We start from the raw sequence: 25,491 nt of genomic DNA, 5'->3' as shown, positions 1-25,491 counted from the left end.
CCCCGCCTCAATTACCTCAGAATTTTCCCGCTACGTAAGACCCGAACCGTAACCCGTCGTCCCCGTCTAGCGCCCCGTGTCTGCATCTCTGCGTCTCCGGTAGAACGCTCTATAGACCTGTGATTTGGGGGCTGCAACAGCTTTTTTCAAAAAACTTCGTTTTTTTCGATTTTATTCGGAACCGCGCTGATATCGCGTGCTGCTGGCGCTGTGCCCCCATTCCGGCCCCTATGCCCCAAGCCGACAGTAAAGCCCCGCGGCCAGCTTTGCGCGCTCTACCAGACTGTCGACTTCGATATGTTCATTCAGCGTATGGAGCCCCTGCCCCCGGACCCCGATGGAATCGAGCGTGGGCAATCCGAGGTAGCCGGTAAAGTTCCCGTCCGATCCGCCGCCTGCCGATTGGCCGGTCATCTCGAACCCCAGCTCGCGCGAGATCTCTTGCGCCACCCCCAGCATCGCCATCGTGCCGGGCTGGTCCGGTTCCCACACGGGGCGGGTCACGCCGCGCGTGACCTCCATCACCACATTCCCCTGGTCCGCGTTCAACGCCATCATCTTGGCGATGCCCGCATCCAGTTGTTCCTGGGTCTTGGCCATCGACAGAACTTCGGCGTCGCAGACAGAGGAGACGCAGTTCACCCATTGGCCCGCGTTGAACACCCCCAACGAGAAGGTACAGTCGTCGCTGGTCATGCCTTCGATCACGGCGACATGCTTTGCCATCTCGGCAATCGCCGACACGCCATCCTTCAGCGCCCATCCCGCGTGGCTGGGTTTGCCGCGGGTTTGCAGGTTGAACCGCGCGATGGCATAGCGCCCGATCACCGCGCCGCCGTCGGGGCAGGCAGGTTCGGGCACAAGGATATATTTATGGCGCTTGGCCTCGGCCTCGATCAGCGCGCGGGTCGACGGTGTGCCGACCTCTTCATCCGGCGTGAACAGCACAGTGACGGGCAGCGGAGTTTCGACCCCGGCGGCCAGCAATTTGCGCAGCGCATCAAGGAAGACATAATTGCCGCCCTTCATATCCATCAGCCCGGGGCCATAACAAAGCCCCCCCTCGCGCCGAAACGGCAGCTTTTGCAACGTGCCTACAGGGTGCACCGTATCCATATGCCCCAAGAGCAGAATACCCCCCTCACCCGCGCGGGGGTGGGGCATGGTGGCGCGGACGCTGTCGCCGAACCCCATCCGGCCCGGGATCCGTTCAACCCGCGCGCCCAAGGCCGCCAGATCATGCTGCACCAGATCCATCATCCGGTTCACGGCCCCCGCGTCAAAGGTCGGGCTTTCGGTTTCGATCCAGGGGCGCAGCCCTGCGATCATCTCTTCCGTGTCAAACGGCAGCTCAAGCGGATTGGTCATGTCGGGTCTCCTCCCTAGTGCGATGCCGTGATCTGCGGCACCGCCAGACGTTTTTTGATGATAGCGTAACTTCAGGCCTTGGGCAGACGTGTTTCCACGATGCGCGCATAGATCGATGCGCCCACGGGCAGCATCGCGTCATCCAGCACAAAGCCCGGATTATGCAGCGGCACATTGCCTGCGTGTCCGACACGGCAATAGGCACCGGGCACGACTTTCAACATATCCGCAAAATCCTCTGATCCCGTGGCCTGCTCGGTCGATTCTGACGACAGGTCAGCGCCCACCACATCTGCGGCAGCTGCGACATAGGCAGTGGTCAGGTCGGGGTCGTTCATCAGCACGTCAAAGACATTGCGCAGGTCCACGTCAATCTCCACTCCATAAGACAGCGCCATGCCCGCGCAGATATCGCGGATGCGCTGATCGGCGAGCTGGGACACATCGTCGTGGAAATAGCGGATGGTGCCGGCAATCGTCGCCGTATCGGGCACCACGTTATAGGCAGAGCCCGCATTGAACTTGGTCACCGACAGAACGATGGGCTTGGTAGGGATGATATTGCGGCTGGCGATGCTTTGCAGCTGTTGCACCAAAGCGGACCCGATAACGATCGGGTCTTTCGACTGATGCGGCGCGGCGGCGTGGCTGCCGGTGCCCTTGATCGTGATGTCGAAAAAGCTCGCCCCCGCCATCGCGGGCCCCGGCGTGACAGACACGACGTTGGGTTCCGAATTCGGATCGTTGTGCATCCCGTAGATCTCGTCACAGGGGAAGCGTTCAAACAGCCCCTCGGCGATCATGCGGCGCGCACCGCCCAGACCTTCTTCGGCGGGTTGAAAGATCAGCACCACGGTGCCGTCAAAATCGCGCGTCTCGGCCAGATAGCGCGCGGCCCCCAGCAGCATCGTGGTATGGCCGTCGTGACCACAGGCATGCATCCGCCCCGGATTGGTGGACGCATAGGCCACGCCCGAGGTTTCCTCGATCGGCAGCGCATCCATATCGGCGCGCAGACCCACGCGGCGGTTGCCACCCCCCTGCCCCTTGATCAGCCCGACCACACCGGTGCCGCCGATGCCCTCGTGTACCTCGTCCACCCCATAGGCGCGCAGCTGTGCCGCTACGATGCCCGAGGTCCGCACCTCTTCGAACCCCAGTTCGGGGTGGGCGTGGAAATCCTGACGGATCGCGGTCAGATCGCTGGCAAAGGATTCGATCTTTGGAATGGTGGTCATAGGGTGGCTCCTGTCACGGGGGGCGTGCGGTCAAGCGCACGGAAGTTGGCGAAATCCCAATGCCGGCCGGGCGCGGCCTCGATCAGGTTGCGGGTGTAGTCGTGGCGCGGCGCGGCAAGCACCTCGCCCGCGGGCCCATGTTCGACGACAACGCCTTTCTGCATCACCAGCACCTCGTCACAGATTTGCGCCGCGACCCGCAGGTCATGGGTGATGAACAGCATCGCGATGCCGAATTTTTCCTGCACTTCATCCAGCAGATCAAGCACCTGCGCCTGCACGCTGACATCCAGCGCCGACACGGCCTCGTCCGCGACCAGCAGATCGGGTTTCATTGCAACAGCGCGGGCGATGGNGATCCGCTGGCGCTGCCCGCCCGAGAATTGATGCGGATAGCGGTCCAGCGCATCGCGCGGCAGATCCACCAGCTCCATCAGCTCGGCGGCGTGTTCCATCGCATCGGCGCGGCTGGTGCCAAAGTTGATCGGCCCCTCGCACAGGCTGCGCGCCACGGTCCAGCGCGGGTTCAGCGACCGGTAAGGGTCTTGAAACACGATCTGGAAATGTTTGCGATGCGGCTGCAACTGACGGCGCGACAGCTGCGCGATCTCGGTCCCCGCAACNGTCNCCTTTCCCGCCGTAGGNTCGATCAGCCGCATGATGGCNCGGGCCACGGTCGATTTCCCCGACCCGCTTTCGCCCACGATCCCAAGGGTGCGCCCCGGCTGGATGGTAAAATTCACATCCTGCGCCGCCCGCACCCCTTGGCTGGCGCGAAAGAAACCGCCCCCGCCATAGGTCATCTCTAGCCCGTCCACGGTGATCACATCCCGCGCCTCCGCCGGTGCCCGAGGGGCGCGCGGATCAAGGTTGGGCACCGCCTGCAACAGCTTGCGGGTGTAGTCTTCCCTGGGCGCGGTCAACAACTGCCGGATCGGCGCGCTTTCNACGATGCGNCCTTTCTGCATGACGCTGACCGTATCCGCGATCTCNGCCACCACGCCCATGTCNTGNGTGATGAACAGCACCGCCGTGCCATGGCGTTCCTGCATCTCTGAAATCAGCTTGAGGATCTGCAACTGCGTCGTCACATCCAGCGCCGTCGTCGGCTCGTCCGCGATCAACAGATCAGGGTCAAGGATCAACGCCATGGCGATCATGATNCGTTGCCGTTGCCCGCCTGACAGCTGATGCGGGAAAGCGGCATAGATGCGNTCCACATCCGGCAGATGCACCTGCTCCATCATATCGATGGTGCGGGCCTTGGCCTCGGTGCGGGACAGATCGCTGTGCATGTTCAGCACTTCCTCGATCTGTTCGCCCACCCGCAAAACAGGGTTCAGCGCGGTCATCGGTTCCTGAAAGATCATCGCAATCCGCCGCGCCCGCAAGGCCCGCATCTGCGCCGGTTTGGCTTGGGTGATCTCGATCCCTTCCAGATCAATCGACCCGCCCTGAATTTCCAGCGCATCCTTGGGCAGCAGCCCCATGGCCGTCAGCGAGGTGACAGATTTGCCCGACCCGCTTTCNCCCACCAGACAATGGGTCTCGCCNGCGCGGATATCCAGATCGATCCCGCGCAACACCGGATCGGCCTTGGGCCGCCCCGCCAGCCCCACCGTCAGCCCGCGTATTTTCAGNACGCGTTTGGCATCGGTAAAGTCTTTGGACTTGAATTCCATCTCACACCTCCCGCTTTTTCATACGTGGATCAAGGATATCNCGGGCCGTGTCGCCCAACAGGTTGATCGCCAGAATACANANNGACAGCATCAANCCCGGCCAGAAGATCAGCCCCGGCTTGATCTGGAAATAGCTCCGCCCCTCGGCCATGATATTCCCCCATGTGGGGATCTCGGTCGACACNCCCGCCCCCAGAAAGCTCAGGATCGCCTCGATCAGAATGGCAGAGGCGCAGATATAGGTGCCTTGCACGATCAGCGGCGCAAAGGTGTTGGGCATCAGATGCTGCAACAAGACCTTGGGCATGGACGATCCAAGCGCGATCGCCGCCTCGACATAGGGTTCTTCACGCGCGGTCAGCACCACCGACCGGACCAGCCGCACGACGCGGGGCACCTCCGGCACGGTGATCGCGATGATCACCGATGTCACGCTCGGCCCGTTCAACGCGACCAGCGCAATCGCCAGCAGGATCGCCGGGATCGCCATCAGACTGTCCATGATCCGCATGATGATACTGTCGGCCAGCCGGAAATACCCCGCGACCAGACCAATCAGCAGCCCCACGGCCACGCTGACCACCGCCGCCCCGACACCGATCAGCAGCGACACGCGCCCCCCCGTCACGACGCGGCTAAAGATATCGCGCCCGTAGGGGTCCGTGCCCAGCAAGAAGTCATCCGACGGCGGCTTCAGCCGCGCCATCGCATTCATCTCAAGCGGGTCATAGGGCACATAGTAAGGGGCCAGCACCGCCGCGAGGACAATCGCCACAAGGATCACCGCCGCAATCGTCGGACCTACGCCGATCCGCATCGCTTTGGGGACAGAGAATAAACCGGTCACAACCTGAAAGGCGCTGTGCCGAGAGCTTGGGATCTGCGTCATATCAGTACCGGATCCTTGGATCGAAGAATGAATAGGAAATGTCGATCAACAGATTGACCGTCACATAGATGCCCGCAGTCAGCAGGATCATCGCCTGAATAACCGGATAATCGCGCGCCAGAATGGCATCGACGGTCAGCCGCCCGATCCCGGGGATGTTGAACACGCTTTCAGTCACCACCACGCCCGAGATCAGCAGCGCGAACCCCGTGCCGATGATGGTCAGGATCGGCACCGCCGCATTGCGCAGCGCATGGCGGAACAGCACGACATTCTCGCGCACCCCCTTGGCACGGGCGGTGCGGATATAATCCTCGCCCAGAACTTCAAGCATCGACGCCCGCGTCATCCGCGCGATCAGCGCGATATAGATCGTAGCCAGCGTCAGTGACGGCAGGATCGCACGGCTAAAGAACGGTCCGATGCCATCGGTTGGCGATTTATAGCCCTGAACCGGCACCCATTTCAGGTCGATGGCGAAAATCTGGATCAGGATATAGCCGATGACAAAGACCGGCACGGAAAAGCCGAGCACCGAAAATGACATCACAAGGAAATCCACCCAGGACCGGTGCCGCCAGGCGGCAATCACCCCCATCGGCACGGCCAAAGCGACCGAGATCACAATCGTCATCAGCGCGATATTCAACGTCGGCCCCAAACGGTCGCCGATCATCCCCGCAACCGAGGTATTCGACAGCAGCGATGTGCCCAGATCACCGCGCAGCAGCTGGCCCATCCATGTGCCGAACTGCACCAACAGCGGGTCGTTCAGCCCCAGACTGTCACGGATACGNTCAAGCTGCGCAGGGGTGGCAGCATCACCGGCAAGGATCGCGGCAGGATCACCGGGCGTCAGCCGCAGCAAGAGAAACACAAAAATCGCAACGATCACCATCACCGGTATCGTGGCCAATATGCGCTTGAGGATATAGAAAAACATGCCGAAGGCTCCTTGCGGTCGTAGGGGTGAGAGGCGCGCATCGCAGCGCGCCTCTCAAGGCAGATCACTCTGCCGCTTTGGTCATGTTCCAGAACACCGGCACCGGCGACGGGATCATGTCTTCGATGTTGGACCGACGCGCCTGCGGGATGATATATTCGCCCATCATCAGATAGTTCACGTTGTCCATCACATGCTCTTGAATACGCGTCGCGATCTCTTTCTTGGTCGCGTCGTCGCTGGCCGAGACATACTCGGTCCGCATGGCTTCGATNTCNGGNTCATCGGGCCAGCCGAACCAGCCATCATCGCCNCGNCCGTTCAACATCACGTTGACCAGCGGGTCAGAGACTTCGGGCACCATCCAGTTGGTGAAGAACAGGTTCCACCCGCCCTCAGCCACAGGCGACTGCTGGGCGCGGCGTTGCACGACCGACTGCCAGTCCATCGACTGCATATCGACCTCGAACCCCGCCTCGCGCAGCGCTTGGGCTGCAACCACAGGCTGGTTGTTCAGGCTGATCACATCGGTCGGGGCCATCAGGACAATCGGCGTCCCGTCATAGCCCGCTTCTTCCAGCAGCTCCTTGGCACGCTCGGTATTCGCGCCACCGGTCAGCAAGTCAGATCCCGCCTCGTCNCCCAAGGGGGTCGAGCAGCCAAAGATNGCGCCACAGACTTTGTAGTATTCNGGATCACCCTGCATCGTCGCCAGCATGGATTCCTGATCCAGCGCCGCCATCGCCGCCTGACGCACCAGCTTGTTGTCAAACGGNGCATGCAAGAAGTTCGGACGCCCGATGGTGACATAGCCCAGATCATCGCGTTTCTCGACGACGACATCCTCATTGCCCGACAGGATCGGCATCAGGTCGATCTGAACCTGCTCAAGATAGTCGATCTCCCCCGCCGAAAGCGCATTCAGCGCGGTCAGCGCATCGGGCATCGTGGTCCAGACCACCTTGTCCACATTCACGACCTTGCCGCCTGCCATCCAGGATGCGGGCTCGTCGCGCGGCACATAGTCGTCGAACTTTTCATAGGTCACCGACACGCCGGGCTCATAGGCGTCCTGATCGAACACAAACGGACCGGAGCCGATGTATTCCGTGATCGTCTCATCGGCAGAGGTTTCGGCAACACGCGCCGGCATGATGAACGGCGGCACCGCGGATTGCTTGGAAATCACGTCAATCAGCGGGCCAAAGGGCTTGGTCAGCGTCCAGACAACGGTTTTGTCATCTGTCGCCTCAAGGCTTTCGGTCACGTCAAANATCAACTGCCCGCCGCTGTCGCGCTTGCCCCAACGGGTCAGAGAGGCAACAACATCGGCGCCGGTCACCGGCGCGCCATCGTGGAACACCAGCCCGTCGCGCAGGGTGAACGTATAGACCAGCCCGTCGTCAGATGTTTCCCAGCTGGCCATCTGCGGCTGCGGGGTGAAATTCTCGTCCACCGCCGTCAACACGTCATAGATCATATAGGCGTGGTCACGTGTGATGTGCGCCGTGGTGATCACCGGATCCAGCACCCGCAGGCCCGAGTGCATGACCGCCGTGATCGTGGTTTCTTCCTGCGCGAAGCTCGCGGCAGGCACCAGCAGCGCAGCCGTGGTCATCAGCGACGCCGCCAGCCCCCGGCTTTGTTTCAATGTGGGTCGTAAAGTCAGCATATCAATTTCCCATGTTGGTTGTGGTCATTGTTATATTTGGACACCGCCGGTTGATCCGCCGGTATCGGGGCGTGCAGCAGCCGCACGCGCAGCCCCGAAAACGGGACCGTTAGGTGAAAGCCGCAACCCCTCACGCAACCGCGTAAAGGGCAGGTCTGCGGGGTCGAACGGCATGGGGCCGGGGGCACGCGCGACAATAATCTCGCGCGCACTCGGGGTGAAATCGGCCCGAAAATGGGTAGAGCTTTTGACGACAACAATTTTCTGTGTCTCTGGTGCGATCCCGACAAAGCGGAACATCTCGCGGTCGGCCATCTGCGCAATCCGCGTTGTGACAGCTACCCGCACGCCACCGATGCGCAAACAGGCCGAGGGCCCCAGATCCAACATCGTCCCGCCGTAATAGGGGCCGGTGGCTTTCACTTTGCCCTCCGACAGCATCTCGACAACGGCCTCTACCTCGACGGGGCTATCGTCGGGCAGACCGGGGTGCCCGCCAATGCGAAAGACAGCGCGCGCGCCCTCCCCCAACTCATGCGCTTGGGCGGCGGAATGCGGGTCTACGATCAGCCCGATCGCCGCGTCTTGGGCATCAGCATCAATCAAGGCCCGCAACATCCCCGTCGTGGCAGAGACCCCACCCGCACCGGGGTTGTCTTGGGTATCTGCAATCACCACGGGCCCCTGCCCTGCCCCTTTTGCCGCGCGCACCGCATAGGCAATCGCCGCGTCGGGGGTAAATGTATCATTGTCGAACTCGGATTCGGCAGCGGCATAGGCATCCGCCACCGCATCTGCTGCGGCATCCGCCGCCGCTTGAGTCTCGGCATAGGCCACCGCCGTGGGGCCACAATCGGCAATATCCGCCGCCGGAAAGCCCATGAACAGCGACGCCGATAGTGCGCCTTGCGCCTCGACCTCTGTCAGGTTTTCGTACAATCCCTTGGCGGGCTGCATATCCGTCGTCTGAAACGGGATCGGCACCAGATAGGACATGCGGCGGAACGCTTTGGCCGGGCGCGTGCCGGTCTGCATCACATGATCCAGCAACCGCGCCGCCACGGCACCGGTATCGGCCATATCGATGTGCGGATAGGTGCGGAATCCCGCCAGCACATCCACCGTGTTCACAAACTCTTCCGAGATATTGCCATGCAGGTCCAATGCGGCGGCAATCGGCACATCCGGCCCCACCAAAGCGCGCACCTGACGGGCGATCTCGCCCTCCCCGTCATCGTGATGCGTTGCCACCATCGCGCCGTGCAAGTCCAGAAACACACCATCCAACGGCCCTGCGGCACGTAGCCCGTCCAGAATCTCGCCCAGAATAGTGTCGAACGCATCCTGCGTCACAGGTGCCGATGGAATAGCCCCCGCCCAAAGAACAGGCACCACATCCCAATCCGAATCCCCCGCGACCTTCAACGCTCCGGTCATGCCAAGGTTCACGTCCTGAAAGGCGTCGATCATCGCGGGGCCACCCACCATAGGGACATAACCGCCACCGGCCTTGAAGGCCGCCATATCCGCAGGCTCGGGCGCAAAGGTATTGGTTTCATGAAGAAATCCGGCCATGGCGACGCGCATCGGGGAACCCACCTTTAAATCATGTAACGCTTCACAAAACTGAATGTATTGCTTGGCGATACGGATGTATTGCCATACGATGCTAGGCACTGACCTATCCTCGCGTCAACCCGGAGTGCTCGATGCCTGACCCCAAACGACCACATTCCTCTGTCGCGTCTAATTTTCAGGCAGATGCCGACAGGCTCTTTGTGCGCTCCGCCGCCCGCGCCATTCACGTGCTTAGCGCGTTTCACGAGGCCGACGGCCCGCTCAGCCTGTCAGACATCGCGATGAAGGCAGAGATCGACCGATCCGCCGCGCAACGTCTTGTGCATACGCTCATGACATTGGGGCACATCCGGCGCAGCCCCGATGACCGCGGCTACCTGCCCGGACTGCGCTTGCTTGACCACACCCACGACACCCTGCGTCTGGACCCTGTGGTGCAGGTCGCCACCCCCGTTATCCTGGAGATGCGCAAATCCATCGCCGAACGGATCGACTTCAGCCTGTATGATGAAACCCGCGTGATCTATGCCCTGCGCATGCAAAGCAAACGCGAAACGTTTTACGCCACACTTGTGGGCCATAGCGTCCCCACCTATTGCACCGCCGGCGGCCGCGCGACCCTCTGCGCCCTGCCCCCCGAAGAAGCGCGCGAGATCATCACCCGCTTCCCGCTGCACAGCTATACCGCTTACACCAACGTGGACCCCGACAGCATCATGAACAGTCTCGAACAGGCCCGTAGAGACGGATTTGCGCAGGTCCAGAATGAATTCGTCTTGGGCGAAGTCGCCATTGGTGTGCCCGTCGTCAACCGTCAGGGCCGCCCCTTGGGGGCCATCCACATCGCCGGCTCGCTTTCTGAATGGAGCGCCGAAGACTTTGCCCGCCGCGCCGCCCCCATCGCCCAAGAAGCCGCCCGCGCCATCAGCGGCAGTTTCTAGGCCTTGAATTCGATCCGCGTCACCGGCCCCAACTCTGCCTCCACCGCCGCGACAAGCGGGCGCAGAAGATGTGTCTCTATATAGCGTTGCGCGAATTTGCTCGGGGTGCGCAGCTCAAGCACGCCCCCTTCGAACGCCACATATTCGAGCTGCGAGAACCACGCCTTGAACTGATCCGCGTTCTCCCGCGATAGGTTCACCATCGCGCGTTGCCACGTACCCGGCCCGCCCTGCGCGGGCTCTGATGCCTCGGGTTTCGCATAATCGGCCAGTTGTACCACCTTGACCGGCGTCTCACTGCGATACCGCTCTTTCATCCGCGCATCGTAATCCGGCCCGACCAGCGGCCAGCACGGCTCTGACAGCCGCGCGATCTGCGCATAGTTCAACCGATAGGCCGCCACCCTGCCCCGCACGCCGCCGCGCGTACAAATCAACAGCTGCGCATCCGTCAGCCGTTTGATCTCGCGTTTCACCGTGCGTTCATTCACCGACCACATCCGCGCCAGATCCCGCTGGCCCACGCTTAGCTCGTCAGCGCGCCAATTATACCGCGAGGTCACCGCCGCGATCAGCCGCATCAACGAGGTCTGCAAGGTCGGTGATCCGTTCAACCCCGCCACGCTCAAAGCGGTCAAAAGGTCGTACTTGATCACCCCGGCTTCAGGGCCGGTCAGCCGCAATGGGTTCATGGTTTTGCCTACTCGATGTATCGTCTTATTTTTATCGGTCAGCTTCTTTGAGCCGATTCCGTTTATGCTTTCTACAAAGCTCTAAATCCCGTCTTCTGTCAACCCGCTGGGAAAAACAGGAATTACCCTTTTCCTTAATCCAAATTCAATTTGGTAAAGGTTAATAGGTTAAGGGGGACGCTAAGGTGTCACCATATCAGGGGATCGCTGTCACCAAAACAGCCTCATATGCCCCTCGCCTGTCACCAAAATCTCTTTGCCCCGCGTTAACCCCAGCGAAATAAACCCGTTCTTCAGGATCAGCGCGCGAATTTCGGGAAAATTAGGTTTTGCCAAATTGCCGAATTCGCGTTATTCGAAATTCGAGGCTTAAAAACGCGAGTAGATAGATGAGAAATCACAACGACCTTCTTAACATGAACGAGCGCAGCTTGGAACAACAGGCCGCCGTGCGCCGCGCCACCTTCTCCCCCGGAGAGATCAAGGCCCTGCGCCCCTTCTCCATCTGGGAGATCAGCCAGTTCATGTTCGACGTCCCCGCCGACACCCTGCGCAAGAAGCTGGCGGACGACCCGACCCTGCCCCAGGGGCTCACCGAAGAGGATGGCCGCCAGCGCTGGTTCAGCCTCGAAGAGATCAACGAGCTGCGCCGCCGTGCCAAATTCCGCGGTCGCAAGCTGCTGCCCGAACGCCCCCGGGGCCGTGCCATGCGCGTGGCCGTGTCGAACTTCAAAGGCGGCGTCGGGAAGACCGTCGTCGCACAACACCTCGCCCATGCAGCCGCCCTTGACGGCTACCGCGTGCTCTGCGTCGACTTCGACCCGCAAGCGACGCTGACCCATTCGATGGGGCTGACCGAGGTCAAGGAAAGCCACACGGTCTGGGGCATCATGTGTCGCGACCTCTGCCGTGAATCCAACCGGATCATGGAAAGCTATGATGACCCCGATGACTGCCCCTACCCCGCCGCGGACGAATTGCCCGAAGACGTGCAATCCATCGGCGCGCAACGGTTTCAGGAATTCATCCAGCCAACCTGCTGGCCCACGATCGACATCATCCCGTCCTGCGCCAACGCGGCTTTCGTGGAATTCGCCTCGGCCCAATACCGCGCGCTGCACAAGGCATGGAGCTTTTTCGGCTGCGTCGCGCGCTACCTCGATGAGCTGCCCGACGATCAATATGACATCATCATTTTCGACTGCCCGCCCGCCATCGGCTACCAGTCCCTAAACGCAGCGTTTGCGGCTGATATTCTCTATATCCCCTCGGGCCCGGGCTACTGGGAATATGACAGTACGACCAGCTATCTGGGCCAGCTTGGCGACGCGATGGCCGATATCTCCGAAGGGTTTGCAAGCCTCGCAGCGGACGCAGGCATTACGCTTCCTAAACAGTTTTCCGACATCCGTTTACTTATGACCCGTTTTGAATCCAACAATCCGCTGCACAGCGCCATGATCGACGCGTTCAAGAACGTCTTCGGCGCCGACGTCTGCGCCCACCCGATTGAAATGACCCGCGCGGTTGAACAATCGGGCCGATTCCAGATGTCGGTTTACGAACAGGACTATCGCCAGATGACGCGCGAAACATGGAAACGGGCGCGGCAAAGTTTCGACCGTGCCTATGACGAGTTTTTGCAAACCGTGCTCGAAGCGTGGAAAGAAAACGGAAAACGTAAGGAGAAGGCAGAATGAGCAGTAAAAACAAATTCGGCTTCGCCCCGGTAGAAGCCCCCACATCCGGCAGCCGCCGCAACCGCCAGCCGGGCCCCATGGGCGCCGCCGTGCGGGACGTGGCCGAAAACCTGCAAGAGGCAACCGAAGCCAAAATCGAACAGCGCCGCCGCAATGCCGAAGACGCCAAGACTTTCCGGCAGGCCCAAGGCGAAGGCCGCGTGCTCTACCAGATCGACCTGTCGGAAATCTTCACCGACGATCTGCCGCGCGATCGCCTCGCGCTGGAAGAAGTCGCCCAGTCCGACGAGATGGAGGAGCTTAAATCCTCGATCCGCGAACGGGGGCAGCGCGAACCGGTCGAGGTCTATGTCGGGCCGAACGGGCGCTACCAGCTCAAGAAAGGTTGGCGCCGGTTCACCGCCCTGTCGCAGTTGTTTTCGGAAACCAAAGACGACCGCTTTGGCACGATCACCGCGCGGGTAGAAGTGGGCGAGGATGACCGCATTTCGCGCTATGTGGATATGGTCGAAGAGAACGTCGTGCGCGAAGACCTGTCCTTTGCCGAGATGGCACAGGTGGCGATCACCGCCGCCAAGGACGACGCGGTAGAAGAGATCGACCCGGCAGAGCTGGTGACCCGTCTTTACAGCGCGCTGCACAAGACCAAGCGGTCTTACATCAAAAGCTTCGTCTTCCTTCTCTCTGCTTTGGAAGGGAGCTTGCAGTGGCCCAAGGCCGTGCCGCGTAATCTGGGTGTCGATGTCGCGCGCGCGCTGCGCACACCGGATCAAGCAAGCGTCTTGCAGGAGAAACTCTTGGATGCCTCGACACCGGACGAGCAGAATAAAATCCTCAAGGATTTTCTGACCACCTCGAACGAGCCGACAGAGAAGCCCGCCTCCAAGGCAGAGCCGAAGCAGAAGTTTGAATTCTACGTCGGTCAGACCAAGGTCACCGCCCGCCACGGCGAATGCCGTTTGATGAGCGATATCGATTTTGCCACCATGCCCAAGAAGCAATTGGAAGAAGCCGTGCGCGCCTTTGAAGAGGTGCTCAGCAACGGGCCGCGCATCCGGTAAACGGTTACCCATGGGTAACCACTGCCCGCCCGGTTACCCATGGGTAACCACCGCGCTTCGGGTTACCTATGGGTAACCGGCAAGGGTAAATGAGAGGGATAGCAGGGAAGGGGGCGCAGAAGCGTCCCCTTTTTTTGTGCGTTGAAGGCGCGAAGAGCGCAATTGCCCCATTTCCCAATAAAACAAGGGGTTTTCGCCGCGAATATCGGCTTAACGCTTTGATTCAAAACAGCTTTGCGGTTGAAAGATGCAGATTTCACCGTGATTCCGCCCTATCAGCACCAGAACCCGACGTTGACCCATGGACATCCCCTGAAACGCGGGATTAACGTGCGCCCATAGGGGAGGGCTGGCAAATGTCAGAAAGACCTTATCGACATATTTTTGATCTCGGGAGAAACATCATGGATCGTCGTTCATTTATTCGTGGCGCAGGCGTTGCGGGGGCAGGGGCCGTTGCTTCATCGCTGGCTGCACCCGCCGTCGCCCAAGGCAACATTACCTGGCGCATGGTCACAACCTGGCCGAAAAACTTCCCCGGTCTGGGTGTCGGCGCGCAGCGTCTGGCCGACCGTATCACAGCGGCCTCCGGGGGCCGTCTGACCGTGCAGGTCTACTCCGCAGGTGAGCTGGTGCCGCCGCTGCAATCGCTGGACGCCGTGATCGATGGCTCCGCCGAGATGAGCCACGGTGCCGCCTATTATTGGCAGAACAAATCGCCCGCGCTGTCCTTCTTTACCGGCGTGCCCTACGGCATGACCACGCCAGAGCTGACAGCCTGGATGCGCTATATGGGCGGTCAGGAAATCTGGGACGAGATCTATGACCAGTTCGGCGTTCAGGGCTTCCTGTCGGGCAACACCGGCACGCAGACAGGCGGTTGGTTCCGCGACGAGCTGACCAGCCTTGACGATGTCAAAGGCGTGCGCTTCCGGACCCCTGGCCTTGGTGGTCGCGTGTGGGAGAAGCTGGGCGCGACCGTGACCAACATGGCCGCGGGCGAGATCTTTCAGGCGCTGCAATCGGGCACGCTGGACGCGGCCGAATTCGTCGGCCCCTACAACGATCTGGCGCTCGGCTTCCATCAGGTTGCCAAGAACTACTACATGCCGTCCTTCGTTGAATCCGGCCTCGCGACCGAGCTTGTCGTTGACAAGAAGAAGTATCAGGAACTGCCCGAAGACCTCCAGGCGATCATTCGTGATGTGAGCCAAGCGGAATACGATCAGGTTGCGGCGGACTTCTATGCCAACGATCCACGCGCGCTGAAAACGCTGGTGGAAGAGCACGGCGTGACCGTCCGCAACTTCCCCGACGACATCATGGAAGCCGGTGCCAAAGCCTCGGTCGAGGTGGTCGAGGAACTGCGCAGCAGCGACGACCCGCTGGTCAAGAAAACCGCCGACAGCTTTGTCGAAGCACTGAACCTTGTCCGCACCCGGACAGAGAACATCGACAGCCCCTACATTCAGGCGCGTCAGAGCTTCCTGAAATACTAAGATCCGTCCCTCGGATACAGAAAAGGCCCGGTGGTAACACTGGGCCTTTTCTCGTGATGGGGCAGGGGCCTAATCCCCGTCCCGCCCGGTGGTACACCGGGCATCGCCCTCCCTCCCCCCGGAGGGCGATATTGCGACGTCGCGCCATCTGCATCGGTCAGCGGTTGATGCACCGGGGGCTGCCACTATCAAACCTGGGCGTCGCCCCCCCAGGGAGGGCGATACCCTTAGCGTGTCAAAAGATAAGGTGGCCTTTAGCCTGCGATCAGTTTGGGCAACCAGGTTACGATCTGCGGGAACATGAACAGGATCGCAATCGCCACCACTTGCAGCATCACGAAGGGCAGGATGCCCTTGTAGATTGCGCTGGTGGGCAGGTCCGCCGGGGCGACGCCGCGCAGATAGAACAGCGCAAAGCCGAAGGGCGGGGTCAGGAACGACGTTTGCAGGTTCACCCCCACAAGCACCCCCAGCCAGATCGGATCGACATCCAGCATCAGCAGCACCGGTGCGGTGATCGGGATCACGATAAAGATGATCTCGAAGGTGTCGAGGATGAAGCCCAGGAAGAACATGATGATCATCACCACCGCGACCGCAGCGAGCGTACCGCCCGGGAGGTTGCTGAGGAATTCATGCACCAGATTGTCGCCGCCCATCATACGGAATACGACCGAAAAGACCGAGGCCCCGAGCAGGATCACAAAGACCATGCTGGTGATTGTGGCCGTCGATACCATCGTCTCTTTGAGCACGCCAAAGGACAGACGCCAGCGCAATGCGGCGAGGATCATGGCCCCGACGGCACCGACGGATGCGGCCTCTGTCGGGGTGGCGATGCCGCCCAGAATAGACCCTAACACGGCCAAAATCAGTGCCAGAGGCGGGACAAGCGCCACAAAGACCTCGCGCAGCAGCTTTGATTTCTCATCCGCTGGAACGGGGGTGGCAGGGCAGGATTTAGGGTCTGTTGCGGCTTTGAACAGCACATAGCCGAGGTAGAGCGACACGAGCAGCAGCCCGGGCAGCAGGGCCCCGGCAAAGAGGTCCCCGACAGAGACGGGCGTAGGGGCAAAGTTGCCCTTGGCCATCTGCACCTGCGAGTTGATACCCGACAGCATATCGCCCATGAAAATCAACACGGTAGAGGGGGGGATGATCTGGCCCAAAGTGCCGCTGGCGCAGATCACGCCGGTGGCCAGTTTCGGGTCATAGCCCGCCCGCAGCATCGCGGGCAGCGAGATCAGCCCCATCGTCACCACGGTCGCGCCCACCACACCGGTTGAGGCCGCAAGCATGGCCCCGACCAGCACCACAGAGATCCCGAGCCCGCCGCGCATATTGCCGAACATCTTGCCCATGGTGAGCAACAGTTGTTCCGCGATCTGGCTGCGTTCCAGCATCACCCCCATGAAGATAAACAGCGGCACGGCGACGAGCACTTCGTTCGTCATAAAGCCGATATAGCGGTTGGGCAAAGACCCGAAGTTGGACGGGTCGAACACGCCCAAAGCCATGCCTACACCGCAGAATAGTAACGATGTCCCGGCGAGGGTGAAGGCTACGGGGAAGCCCAGAAGCAGAAAGCCGATGACCCCAAAGAACATCAGCGCGGCGAGCATCTCGCCAATCATGATCGGGTCCATCAGGCGGCTCCCTCGGTGGTGGCGGGTTTGATGGCGTCCGGGCTGTATTGCATCGCGGCGGGCACAAGATCAGCCCTGCCGCCAAGCACCAGAATGGACCGGATCGCCATGGCAATGCCTTGCGCCGCAATCAGGGCCGCAAAGACGATGATAAAGGTTTTGAGGATATAAAGCCCCGGCATCCCGCCCACATTGGCAGAGCCTTCGTGATAGCCCCATGCGCGCTGCACGAAGGGCATCGAATAGATGTAGACGATCCATGTGAAGGGCAGCAGAAAGACGAACACCCCGATCAGGTCGGTGATGGCGCGGGTGCGCAGTTTGGCGGGACGGTAAAAGATATCGACGCGCACGTGATCGTCGCGCAGCAGGGCAAAGCCTGCCACCGCGGTGAACATCGCCCCGTTCAGCCAGATATAGAGATCCTGCATCCAGACGTAGCTGGTGGCAAAGAGGTATCTTTGTACCACTACGGTAAAGCAGACGACGACAATGGCCAGCGCGAGCCAGGAAAAGACTTTTCCGATAATCAGATTAACAGCGCAGATGAGGGATGCTACTCCAGCGAGAAAACGCACATTCCACCCTTTTCTATGGTTTCTATCGTTCTTAACGCATGTCAATCAAAGTGCCGCAGGGGAATGTCAAGCGGGGTCTCAGCATTTCGCTGTGCGAAATATTGCGCATCCGCGGCGGCCGCCCGCCCTTTTTACGATACTTTTTGACAGTGTTCGCAACTTTAGGTTACGCATGCGCTGTGACACGCTCTGCTTAGTAAGTACCAACAGTTATAGATAAATAGTGTAGATGACACAGTCAGCCGAATTGCTTCAGATGGAAACCGGTACGTTGCTTAAACAAGAGCAGGGCCGGGCGGTCTTTGCTGTGAAAGCGCCCGATGATCTTGTTGTGAAAGTACCGATGGAGGCGCTGCAGGCGGCGGACACCGGGCGGGTCAGACCGTTTCTTTACAAACATTTCCCGACGACGCGACACCGCATGCTGTTGCGCCAGTTGACCCATGACATTGAAGTGCGGATTCGCAGCCATGACGCGGGTATTGCTTCGCCGATTGCATTCACCAACGGGGTGATGCGGACGGATATGGGGCTGGGGCTGTTGATGCAGCGGGTCGGGCCGGAAAGCGGAGGTCTGGGGATGACGCTGGACGAATTCGTCGCGCGGGATCTGCTGGATACGGCGGCGCTGAAGGCGTTGAACGATTTTTCGCGCGCGGTCTTTGCGCTTGGGGTGGTGGCCCCGGGGTTGAACTCCCGTAGCATCGTCTGGGGACAGCAGGAGGGTAAGTGGCAACCGCTGATCGTGGACGGGTTTGGCGACCCCAATGTGATCAAGCTGCGCAGCTGGGTGCCCTATCTGCGGCACCGTGCCCTGCACCGCGGGATGGAGCGGACCGCCCGCGATGTCGGGCTGCATTGGTCGCGGCGCAAAAAGATGTTTCTGCGCAACGATTTTGACGCGCTCAACTAGGGTTGCCCTTTTTGCCTACTCCGCCGGAAGCTGGGAATAATACAGCGCCAGCGCGTCGATCTCGGCATCTGACAGATTGCGAGCGGCTTTTTCCATCAGCTCTTTGCGGGGGCCGCCGCCGCGTGTGCCATCGCGCCAAAGCTTCAGCTGCTGCGCCAAATAGGGGCGCGGCTGGCCGCTGATGCGCGGAAACCCGGGTTTGGTCTGGTCCAGACCGGGGCCGTGGCAGGACGCGCAAGACGGCGCGTCGATATTGCCAATGGCGGCGACGCCGGCCCCTTGCTCCATCAGCTCGAGCTCTGCCGGGGGCAGGGGGGCTGTCGGGGTCGGGCCATCGGGCGCGGATGCGGCATAGTGGCGGATCACGCGGGTCAGGTCATCGGGGGGAAGCTGCGTTGCTGCATGGGCCATAAAGCCGCTGTCCCGTGCGCCGGTGCGATAGGCGGTGATCGCGCCCTGCATGTACCCTTCGTCGAGGATATCGAGGCGGGGGATATGGCCGTTGCCTTTGCTGTCGCCCGTCGCGCCGTGGCAGGAGGCGCAATAGGTCAGCGCGGTGTCGTCGGCTGGTGCGTCTGACGCCAGCAGCGCGTCAAAGCCCGCGCCTTCCATCTCGCGGACATGGGTGAGAAAGGCGACCATGGCCCAGATTTCGTCCTCGCGGTTTTCGGCGGGCCAGTAGGGCATGCCGCTCATCTTGACGCCATCCTTGACGATGGTGAACAGATGTTGCGGCTGCCAGTCGGCGACGGCGTCGGTGATATGGGGCGGTTCCGGCGACATGGCGTCGGAGGTGGCGGAATGGATCCGGTCGGGGGCGGCGTGGCAGAAGCTGCAGGCGCTGTCGAAATGCCCCGCGCCGAGGGCGACGAGATCGGGGTCGGACAGGTCGGGCACCTGTGCGGCGTCAGGGGCGCGGAGTTTGACCGACTGGCGATAGGCGGTGTGCAGCACCCAGGACACGCCCGGAATATGGCCCGCGCGGGCAGAGACGTTGAACAGCCCCAGCCCCACGATGGTCACCGCGCCGACAGCCCCCAGCAGGGCCAGAACGATCAGGGTTTTGATCACGGTTCTCATTGCGTTTGCTCCGTTACGTTTGGGGTGCGGGGTCGGTGCTGCGCAGGTCACGGCCCACCAGCCACAATCCGGCGATCAGATAGACCGGTGTGCCGATGCCCAGCATCAGCAGCCCGCCCAGTTGTTGCCCGCCAAGGTCGGCGGCGCGGCCGCAAATCTCGGCAAAGACATCGCGGGGGGCGAGGATCAGCAACGCCCCCAGTAGGGTCATATGCATCGAGGTCAGCAGCAGCGATCCGGCCCCTGCCAGCCCGTTGTGCGCGCGCAGGGCGCTGACCCAGACGAGCAGTCCGACGATCAGGAAACTGCCCTGTTCCAGCGCAAAGCCCGCGGGCAGCAGATAGGCCATCCCGTGCAGCTGCGGCAGATGCCATGCCCAGATCACCATGAATTCAAGCACCGTCGCGATCAGCGGAGAGATGATCAGCCAGCGCAGCCGGTCACCCAGTCCGAAGGCGAGCAGCGGTGCGACCACGGCGACCAGCCCCATATGGCGCAGCATATGGACGGGGAAGGCGGCGCCGGTCAGCCGTTCCAGCGGCACCAGCCAGAGCAGGCCAAGCAGGACAAACCCCAGATATGTCGCGGCGCGGGTCATGCGCAGCTGGCGATCAGCAGCACGGGGAGCGAGACATAGATCACCCCCACCGCCGAGATCAGCGACAGCAGGAAGGCCGCGTGGCCCATGAACTGGTGGCGGTCCTCGTTGTTGCCCGCGTCGTTTTCCCATTCGCGGTCACGCACCACATCCCATTGCCGCCACGCGCCCCAGCCCAGCCAGACGATCGCCGCCAGAACGCCTATGGTCAGCAGCCCGATGCCAAGGCGCAGGGTGGTAAGGTAATCCACGCCGAGGATGTGATCGGCGCAGAATACGGTTGTGGCACCGTAGCAGATCACGAAATGCAGCGCCCAAAGCGTGGGGCTGAGGGCGAGCCGCCAGAGGCTGTCTTGTTCCTCGAGGAATTCCTCTTGCTCTTCTTCGGTGGAGATCTGGTTCATGCCAGCAACCTTGGGGCCACGCCCAGAATAAAGCCGGTGACCAGCGCGGTCAGCACCATGAAGTGCCAAAACAGCGTCACGTTGCACAGGTCGGCGTCATATTGCGGGGTCACCTTGCCAAAGATCGACCCTGCCAGCGCGTAAAGCTGCATGATGACCCCCAGCAGGGCATGGGCCACCAGCCAGACCATCAGCGCCCACATGGTCGCGGGGTAGACATGAGTTGTGGGCTCAAGTTCGAGGACCGACAGGATGATCAGCCCCGCCCCGCCGACGGTGCAGGTCGCGGCCCCTGCCAATGCGAGGCGTGCCAGCGTGATATGGCTGCGTTTATTGACCTCGCGCGCGAGCACGGTCGCGGCCCATGAGACGACAAACAGCGTAACCCCGAGCGCGACGGCGGCGCCCGTCGCGTGGTCCGCTCCGATGGTGATAAAGTCCGGTCGCGCGGTCCAGTAGAAGAAGAACCCGAAGACGAGGCTGGCGAAGGCGGTGCTGTCGCCCAGCATTGTGATCCAGACCGCCCACCACCCGACAGAGGTCGGCCCCGAGGCGTAGGTCGGCAGGCTGAGGCCTAGGCCCACGTCCTTGCGTTCTTGATCCGGCACCTGTGCCGTGCTGGTCCAGAGCCAGTAGAGCACGCAGACAATGGCGAAGGCGCCGCAGACGATGGCGGGTTCGTAGATGTGGAAGGTGGGGAAGATGAACGCACCGCCGGTGAACAACGCGGCGAGCATGGTGATCCACGCGGGGCCGGTGACGCGCTGCACCATCAGCGGTTTCGCGTCGATGACCGAGGTGATCAGCGTCTCGCGTTTGCCCTCGGGGGCGTCGGGCAGATAGTAGCGGCCCGCGTCCATACGCTCGACCAGTTTGGGCTGGTCCCACAGGGGGTAGCGCGAGGTGATATAGGGCACCGAACGGTTGCCCCATGCCTCTTCGGGCACATCATGGGCCCATTCCAGCGTGCCGCCGGCCCAAGGATTGCGCTTGATCTGGCCTTGGTACGCTTTGGGGCGCAGCAGATCGTAGACGAAGACGGCAAAGCCTGCGGCGGTGATATAGGCCCCGACAGTGGACATCATATTGAGCCAGTCCCAGCCCGCGCTGCCAGGATAGGTGAAGATCCGGCGCGGCATCCCCTTGAGCCCCGTCAGATGCATCGGCAGGAAGGTGACGTTGAAGCCCACAAAGATCAGCCAGAAGGCCCAACGGCCAAGGGTTTCGGACAGAAGCTTTTTGCGGAAGAACGGGAAGAAATAATAGCCCCCCGCCATGACCGGAAAGACCATGCCGCCGAACAGCGTGTAGTGCAGGTGGGCCACGACGAAGTAGCTGTCATGGGCCTGCCAGTTGAAGGGCACGATGGCCAGCATCACCCCTGTCAGACCGCCCGCCACAAAGATCGCCAGCGCTCCCGCGATCCAGAGCATCGGCAGGGTCATCTTGACCCGTCCCACCATCAGCGTCGCGACAAAGGCGAAAAGCTGGATGCCGGTGGGGATCACCACGGCCTCGGACGCGGCCGAAAAGAACCCCAGACTGATCTGGGGCAGGCCGGTGGTGAACATGTGATGCACCCACAGCCCGAAGGACAAGAACCCGGTGCCGACCGCGCTGAGCACGATCCACGAATAGCCCACGATGGGCGTGCGTGCGACAGTGGGCACGATCATCGCGGCGATGGCGATAGAGGGCAGGAAGATGATGTAGACCTCCGGATGGCCGAAAATCCAGAACAGATGCTGCCAGAGCATCGGGTCGCCGCCCCGGACGGGATCGAAGAACGGCCAATCGAAGGAGCGTTCGAGTTCGAACAGGAAATCCCCCGCGATCAGTGGCGGGAAGGCGAAGAGGATCATGCCGCCCACGACCATCACATACCACGCGTAAAGCGGCATGATGTTGACGCGCATCCCCGGTGGGCGGCATTTGAGCGCGCCGACAATCAGCTCGACCGCCGCGGCGATGGAGGCGACCTCGATAAACGAGAGGCCCAGAAGCCAGATATCGGGGCCGATGCCTTCTTCCTTGGTGGCGAGCGGGGGGTACATGAACCAACCCGCCTTGGGGCCGGAATCGAACAGGATAGACCCGAAGACAAAGATGCCGCCGATCAGGAAACACCAGTAGCCATAGGCGCTGAGCCGCGGGAACGGCATGTCGCGCGCCCCCAGCATCCCGGGCAGCAGCAGGATGGAGATCGCCTCGAACATGGGTACGGCAAAGAGGAACATCATCGCCGAGCCGTGCATGGTGAAGAACTGGTTATAGCGGTCGGCGTCGAGGAAATCATTCTCGGGCACGGCAAGCTGGGTGCGCATGAGCACCGCCAGAATACCGGCACAGAGCATGAAAAAGAACGCGGTCATCGTGTACCAGATGCCGACCTCGGTGTTGTTCACCGCCGACCAGTAGCGCCAGCCTTGCGGCGTTTTCCAAGCCGCACGCAGACGTTTTTTCTGCGCCTCCTGAACCTCCTGCGGGACGGGTTCAGCGAGCATATCCTCGGTCGGGGGGTAGGTGCCTTCGGGTTGCAGCACATCGGGGTATCTGCGGGTCATTTCAGCCCCCCCAGATAGGCGGCGAGCGCCGCGAGGTCGTCGTCGGACAGGAAGTCATAGGTGGGCATATTGACCTCGGGTTTGATCGTGTCGGTGTGGCCGATCCATGTGGCGATGGCCTGCGCGTTCAAGGGAAGGGTGCCTGCGGCAAGCGAGTGGCGATTTGCCAGATGGGTCAGGTCGGGGCCGGTCTTGCCGATGGCTTTGGTGCCACGAATGCTGTGGCAAGCGCCGCAGCCTTCATCAAGGAACACGGTCGCGCCGGCTTGGGCCAGCGCGCCTTGGGGCGGCTTGGCATCGCGCGCCTCTGCGCTGAGCCATTGGTCGAATTCATCGGGTGGCATCACCACGGTTTCAAAGGCCATCAACGCATGGGAGGCGCCGCAGAATTCGGCGCATTGGCCACGGTAGATGCCGGGATCGGTGGGCGCGAGGGTCATGCGGGTTTCGCGCCCCGGGAACATATCGGTCTTGCCGCCAAGGGCCGGCACCCAGAAGGAGTGGATCACCCGATGGGCATTCAGCACAAGCTCGGTCCGGGCACCGGCGGGCAGGCGGAGTTCATTCGCCGAGACGACTGTTCTGGTCTCCCCTTGTTGTTGGTATTCGACGCGCCACCACCATTGTTCGGCGGTGATGCGCACGACCAGCCCGTCCCCTTCGGCGCGGGTCGGTCCCATCAGCGGCAGGGAATACATCAGCAGCCCCCCCAGCAGGACCACGGGAAAGACGATGCCCCCGCCGACGATCAGCATTTCGGCGGTGCGGCGGCGCATGGCACCGGGGTTGATGCGTGTGACATAGACAAACAGCAGCGCGACCAGCCCCCACAGGATCACCGCGCCGACCAGCATCACCCAAAAGAGGTTCAGCACATCCGCCGCGTCCTGACCGGCGGGGGCAAGCACGGATTGACGCCCTTCGCAGCCCGCCAGAAGCAGGGCGGCCGGGGCGATTGCACAGATGCGCCAAGGGTGTTGCAAGAGGGCTCCTTTCACTCTGACAATTTGTCCATGTCCGAGGCAAGCGGGTCTTGCCCCTTTGATTTCATGTAGAACACGGTCGCGCCCCAGAGCACGACACCCAAGCCGATCAGCACCGCGGCGATGAGGTATTGCACGCTGTCGCGCCCCGTCCACGGGCCAACGAAAAAGGCGCAGGATATCGCGCCGATATAGGGCAGGCCGAGGGGGCTGGTGAAATGGTCGTGATCCACCGTGTCGCTGCGCAGCACCAGCACGGCGATATTGACCAGCGTGAACACCGCAAGCAGCAGCAGCGCCGTGGTGCCCCCCAGATCAGGCACCGCGCCGACAAAGGTGATCAGCGCGATCGCAAGCCCGGTGGTAAAGACGATGGCCGTATAGGGCGTGCGCCGCTTGGGCAGCACCTTGCCCAGAATGGAGGGCAGCACTTTTTCCTGCGCCATCCCATACAGCAGGCGGCTGGCCATCAGCATGTTGATCAGCGCGGAGTTCGCCACGGCGCACATGGTGATGATGCCGAAGACGCTGAGCGGGAACCAGGGCGCGCCGGCTTCGACGACCTTGAGCAGGGGGGTGGCCCCTTCGCCCAAGGCCTTTGCGTCGACAAGGGCAATGGCGGTGATCGACACCAGCAGATAGATCACGCCGGTGATCAGCAGCCCGCCCAGCAGGACTTTGGGGAAGATGCGCGAGGGGTTCTTGGCCTCTTCGGCCATGTTCACGGAATCCTCGAAGCCGACCATCGCAAAGAAGGCCAGCGTGGTCGCGGCGATCACGGGCCAGAACAGGCCCTGCTCTCCGGCGCTGCTGAAATCGAACGCGCGCCCGAAATCGCCTTGCCCGCCCATGAGCGCGGCGGCGCCGATCATGATGATGATCAGCAGGCCGGTCAGTTCGATGCAGGTGAGCACCACATTTGCCTTCACGCTTTCGCCGACGCCGCGCAGGTTGATCAGCCCCAGCAGCACCATAAAGCCGATGCTGATGGCGGTGATCAGGAAGGCCCCGTCGCCCAGACCGAAACTTTTGCCGAAATTCTCGGCAAAAGCCTGCGAGGCGGTCGAGGCCGAGGTGATCCCGCTCGACATCACAGCGAACGCCACGAGGAAGGTGAGGAAATGCACGCCAAAGGCCTTTTGCGTATAAAGCGCGGCACCGGCGGCCTTGGGGTATTTGGTGACAAGTTCAAGGTAGCTGCAGGCGGTCACGGTGGCCAAGACAAAGGCCACGAGGAACGGCAGCCAGACAATGCCGCCGACCTTTGCCGCGACTTCGCCTGTGAGCGCGTAGATCCCTGTGCCCAAGACATCGCCCACCACGAACAGCAGCAGCAAGCCGGGCCCCATCACGCGTTTGAGTTCGGTTTTCTCGCCGTCTTGATCCGGCGTTGTTGAAACATCCTTGGTCATGGGACACTCCCTTCCCCCCTTGCCGGGGGCGTGGCCCCGACATCACAGCC

The 25,491-nt window shown here is 61.6% G+C and carries 21 protein-coding genes; 5 read left to right on the top strand and 16 right to left on the bottom strand.

The genetic code is table 11. From position 1 onward, the window contains the following. Positions 1 to 228: 228 nt before the first annotated feature. From CBB63_RS04145 to CBB63_RS04115, 7 genes are all read right to left on the bottom strand, one after another. A complete protein-coding gene (locus CBB63_RS04145) occupies positions 229 to 1,368 on the bottom strand; it encodes a M20/M25/M40 family metallo-hydrolase (protein WP_114865640.1) in 1,140 nt (379 codons plus the stop codon). A gap of 71 nt (positions 1,369 to 1,439) precedes the next feature. After that, positions 1,440 to 2,606, bottom strand: coding sequence for a M20 aminoacylase family protein (locus CBB63_RS04140; protein WP_009824267.1), 1,167 nt, complete (start codon positions 2,604 to 2,606; stop codon positions 1,440 to 1,442). Further along, on the bottom strand, positions 2,603 to 4,288 hold the full coding sequence (locus CBB63_RS04135; protein ID WP_286698253.1) for an ABC transporter ATP-binding protein: 1,686 nt from the start codon (positions 4,286 to 4,288) through the stop codon (positions 2,603 to 2,605). Before CBB63_RS04135 ends, CBB63_RS04140 begins: the two co-directional genes overlap by 4 nt. Before the next feature lies 1 nt (position 4,289). After that, positions 4,290 to 5,177 (bottom strand): ABC transporter permease, encoded by an 888-nt coding sequence (locus CBB63_RS04130; RefSeq protein ID WP_286698252.1) that lies wholly within the window; start codon positions 5,175 to 5,177, stop codon positions 4,290 to 4,292. A gap of 1 nt (position 5,178) precedes the next feature. After that, a complete protein-coding gene (locus tag CBB63_RS04125) occupies positions 5,179 to 6,120 on the bottom strand; it encodes an ABC transporter permease (RefSeq protein ID WP_286698251.1) in 942 nt (313 codons plus the stop codon). A 64-nt stretch (positions 6,121 to 6,184) separates the two neighbouring features. Beyond that, positions 6,185 to 7,546 carry an ABC transporter substrate-binding protein gene (locus CBB63_RS04120; RefSeq protein ID WP_502695853.1) on the bottom strand — a complete coding sequence of 454 codons (1,362 nt, stop codon included), beginning with the start codon at positions 7,544 to 7,546 and terminating at the stop codon, positions 6,185 to 6,187. Between the two features lie 276 nt (positions 7,547 to 7,822). After that, a complete protein-coding gene (locus CBB63_RS04115) occupies positions 7,823 to 9,367 on the bottom strand; it encodes a M81 family metallopeptidase (protein ID WP_286698249.1) in 1,545 nt (514 codons plus the stop codon). Between the two features lie 134 nt (positions 9,368 to 9,501). Here CBB63_RS04115 and CBB63_RS04110 point away from each other — a divergent pair, with 134 nt between their 5' ends. Continuing rightward, positions 9,502 to 10,311: an IclR family transcriptional regulator gene (locus CBB63_RS04110; protein WP_286698248.1), complete on the top strand. Its 810-nt coding sequence runs from the start codon at positions 9,502 to 9,504 to the stop codon at positions 10,309 to 10,311. Here CBB63_RS04110 and CBB63_RS04105 read toward each other — a convergent pair. Then, positions 10,308 to 11,003, bottom strand: a complete 696-nt coding sequence (locus CBB63_RS04105; RefSeq protein WP_114865642.1) for a DnaA N-terminal domain-containing protein — start codon at positions 11,001 to 11,003, stop codon at positions 10,308 to 10,310. The genes CBB63_RS04110 and CBB63_RS04105 overlap by 4 nt on opposite strands. Positions 11,004 to 11,392: 389 nt before the next feature. Between CBB63_RS04105 and CBB63_RS04100 the strand changes: the two genes are divergently transcribed. The 3 genes from CBB63_RS04100 (at position 11,393) to CBB63_RS04090 (ending at position 15,263) form a co-directional block, all read left to right on the top strand. Beyond that, the gene (locus tag CBB63_RS04100; RefSeq protein ID WP_107277637.1) at positions 11,393 to 12,703 is read left to right on the top strand and encodes an AAA family ATPase; all 1,311 of its coding nucleotides are present in this window, start codon (positions 11,393 to 11,395) and stop codon (positions 12,701 to 12,703) included. After that, positions 12,700 to 13,764 carry a ParB/RepB/Spo0J family partition protein gene (locus CBB63_RS04095; RefSeq protein ID WP_114865413.1) on the top strand — a complete coding sequence of 355 codons (1,065 nt, stop codon included), beginning with the start codon at positions 12,700 to 12,702 and terminating at the stop codon, positions 13,762 to 13,764. Before CBB63_RS04100 ends, CBB63_RS04095 begins: the two co-directional genes overlap by 4 nt. 404 nt (positions 13,765 to 14,168) lie before the next feature. After that, positions 14,169 to 15,263 carry a TRAP transporter substrate-binding protein gene (locus CBB63_RS04090; RefSeq protein ID WP_114865414.1) on the top strand — a complete coding sequence of 365 codons (1,095 nt, stop codon included), beginning with the start codon at positions 14,169 to 14,171 and terminating at the stop codon, positions 15,261 to 15,263. A 254-nt stretch (positions 15,264 to 15,517) separates the two neighbouring features. Here CBB63_RS04090 and CBB63_RS04085 read toward each other — a convergent pair whose 3' ends face one another. Together CBB63_RS04085 and CBB63_RS04080 are read right to left on the bottom strand one after the other, a co-directional pair. Then, entirely contained in the window at positions 15,518 to 16,909 is a 1,392-nt protein-coding gene (locus CBB63_RS04085; protein ID WP_005848778.1) for a TRAP transporter large permease, read from the bottom strand. Beyond that, positions 16,909 to 17,487, bottom strand: coding sequence for a TRAP transporter small permease subunit (locus CBB63_RS04080; RefSeq protein WP_174226630.1), 579 nt, complete (start codon positions 17,485 to 17,487; stop codon positions 16,909 to 16,911). Before CBB63_RS04080 ends, CBB63_RS04085 begins: the two co-directional genes overlap by 1 nt. 229 nt (positions 17,488 to 17,716) lie before the next feature. On the opposite strand from CBB63_RS04080, the gene CBB63_RS04075 reads away from it, so the two are divergent. Beyond that, complete coding sequence (locus CBB63_RS04075; RefSeq protein ID WP_114865415.1) at positions 17,717 to 18,400, top strand: YrbL family protein; 684 nt, start codon at positions 17,717 to 17,719, stop codon at positions 18,398 to 18,400. A gap of 15 nt (positions 18,401 to 18,415) precedes the next feature. On the opposite strand, the gene CBB63_RS04070 is transcribed toward CBB63_RS04075, so the two are convergent. Genes CBB63_RS04070 through CBB63_RS04045 form a run of 6 tightly spaced genes read right to left on the bottom strand, consistent with a single transcriptional unit; the run spans position 18,416 to position 25,441 of the window. Continuing rightward, entirely contained in the window at positions 18,416 to 19,480 is a 1,065-nt protein-coding gene (locus CBB63_RS04070) for a c-type cytochrome (RefSeq protein WP_114865416.1), read from the bottom strand. Positions 19,481 to 19,493: 13 nt separating this feature from the next. Beyond that, positions 19,494 to 20,078: a cytochrome c oxidase assembly protein gene (locus CBB63_RS04065; protein WP_114865417.1), complete on the bottom strand. Its 585-nt coding sequence runs from the start codon at positions 20,076 to 20,078 to the stop codon at positions 19,494 to 19,496. Then, positions 20,075 to 20,482, bottom strand: a complete 408-nt coding sequence (locus CBB63_RS04060) for a hypothetical protein (protein WP_114865418.1) — start codon at positions 20,480 to 20,482, stop codon at positions 20,075 to 20,077. The genes CBB63_RS04065 and CBB63_RS04060 overlap by 4 nt, the downstream gene beginning before the upstream one ends. Further along, complete coding sequence (gene ctaD / locus CBB63_RS04055) at positions 20,479 to 23,046, bottom strand: cytochrome c oxidase subunit I (protein ID WP_286698247.1); 2,568 nt, start codon at positions 23,044 to 23,046, stop codon at positions 20,479 to 20,481. The genes CBB63_RS04060 and ctaD overlap by 4 nt, the downstream gene beginning before the upstream one ends. Next, positions 23,043 to 24,029, bottom strand: a complete 987-nt coding sequence (gene coxB, locus CBB63_RS04050) for a cytochrome c oxidase subunit II (RefSeq protein ID WP_286698246.1) — start codon at positions 24,027 to 24,029, stop codon at positions 23,043 to 23,045. Before coxB ends, ctaD begins: the two co-directional genes overlap by 4 nt. Before the next feature lie 11 nt (positions 24,030 to 24,040). Continuing rightward, a complete protein-coding gene (locus tag CBB63_RS04045; protein WP_037967033.1) occupies positions 24,041 to 25,441 on the bottom strand; it encodes an APC family permease in 1,401 nt (466 codons plus the stop codon). Positions 25,442 to 25,491 lie beyond the last annotated feature (50 nt).

Origin of the sequence: Sulfitobacter sp. TMED3 (assembly GCF_002167505.1) — a bacterium.
In the GTDB taxonomy this organism is placed as follows: domain Bacteria; phylum Pseudomonadota; class Alphaproteobacteria; order Rhodobacterales; family Rhodobacteraceae; genus Sulfitobacter; species Sulfitobacter pontiacus.
This window is presented reverse-complemented; position numbering and strand designations above follow the sequence as displayed.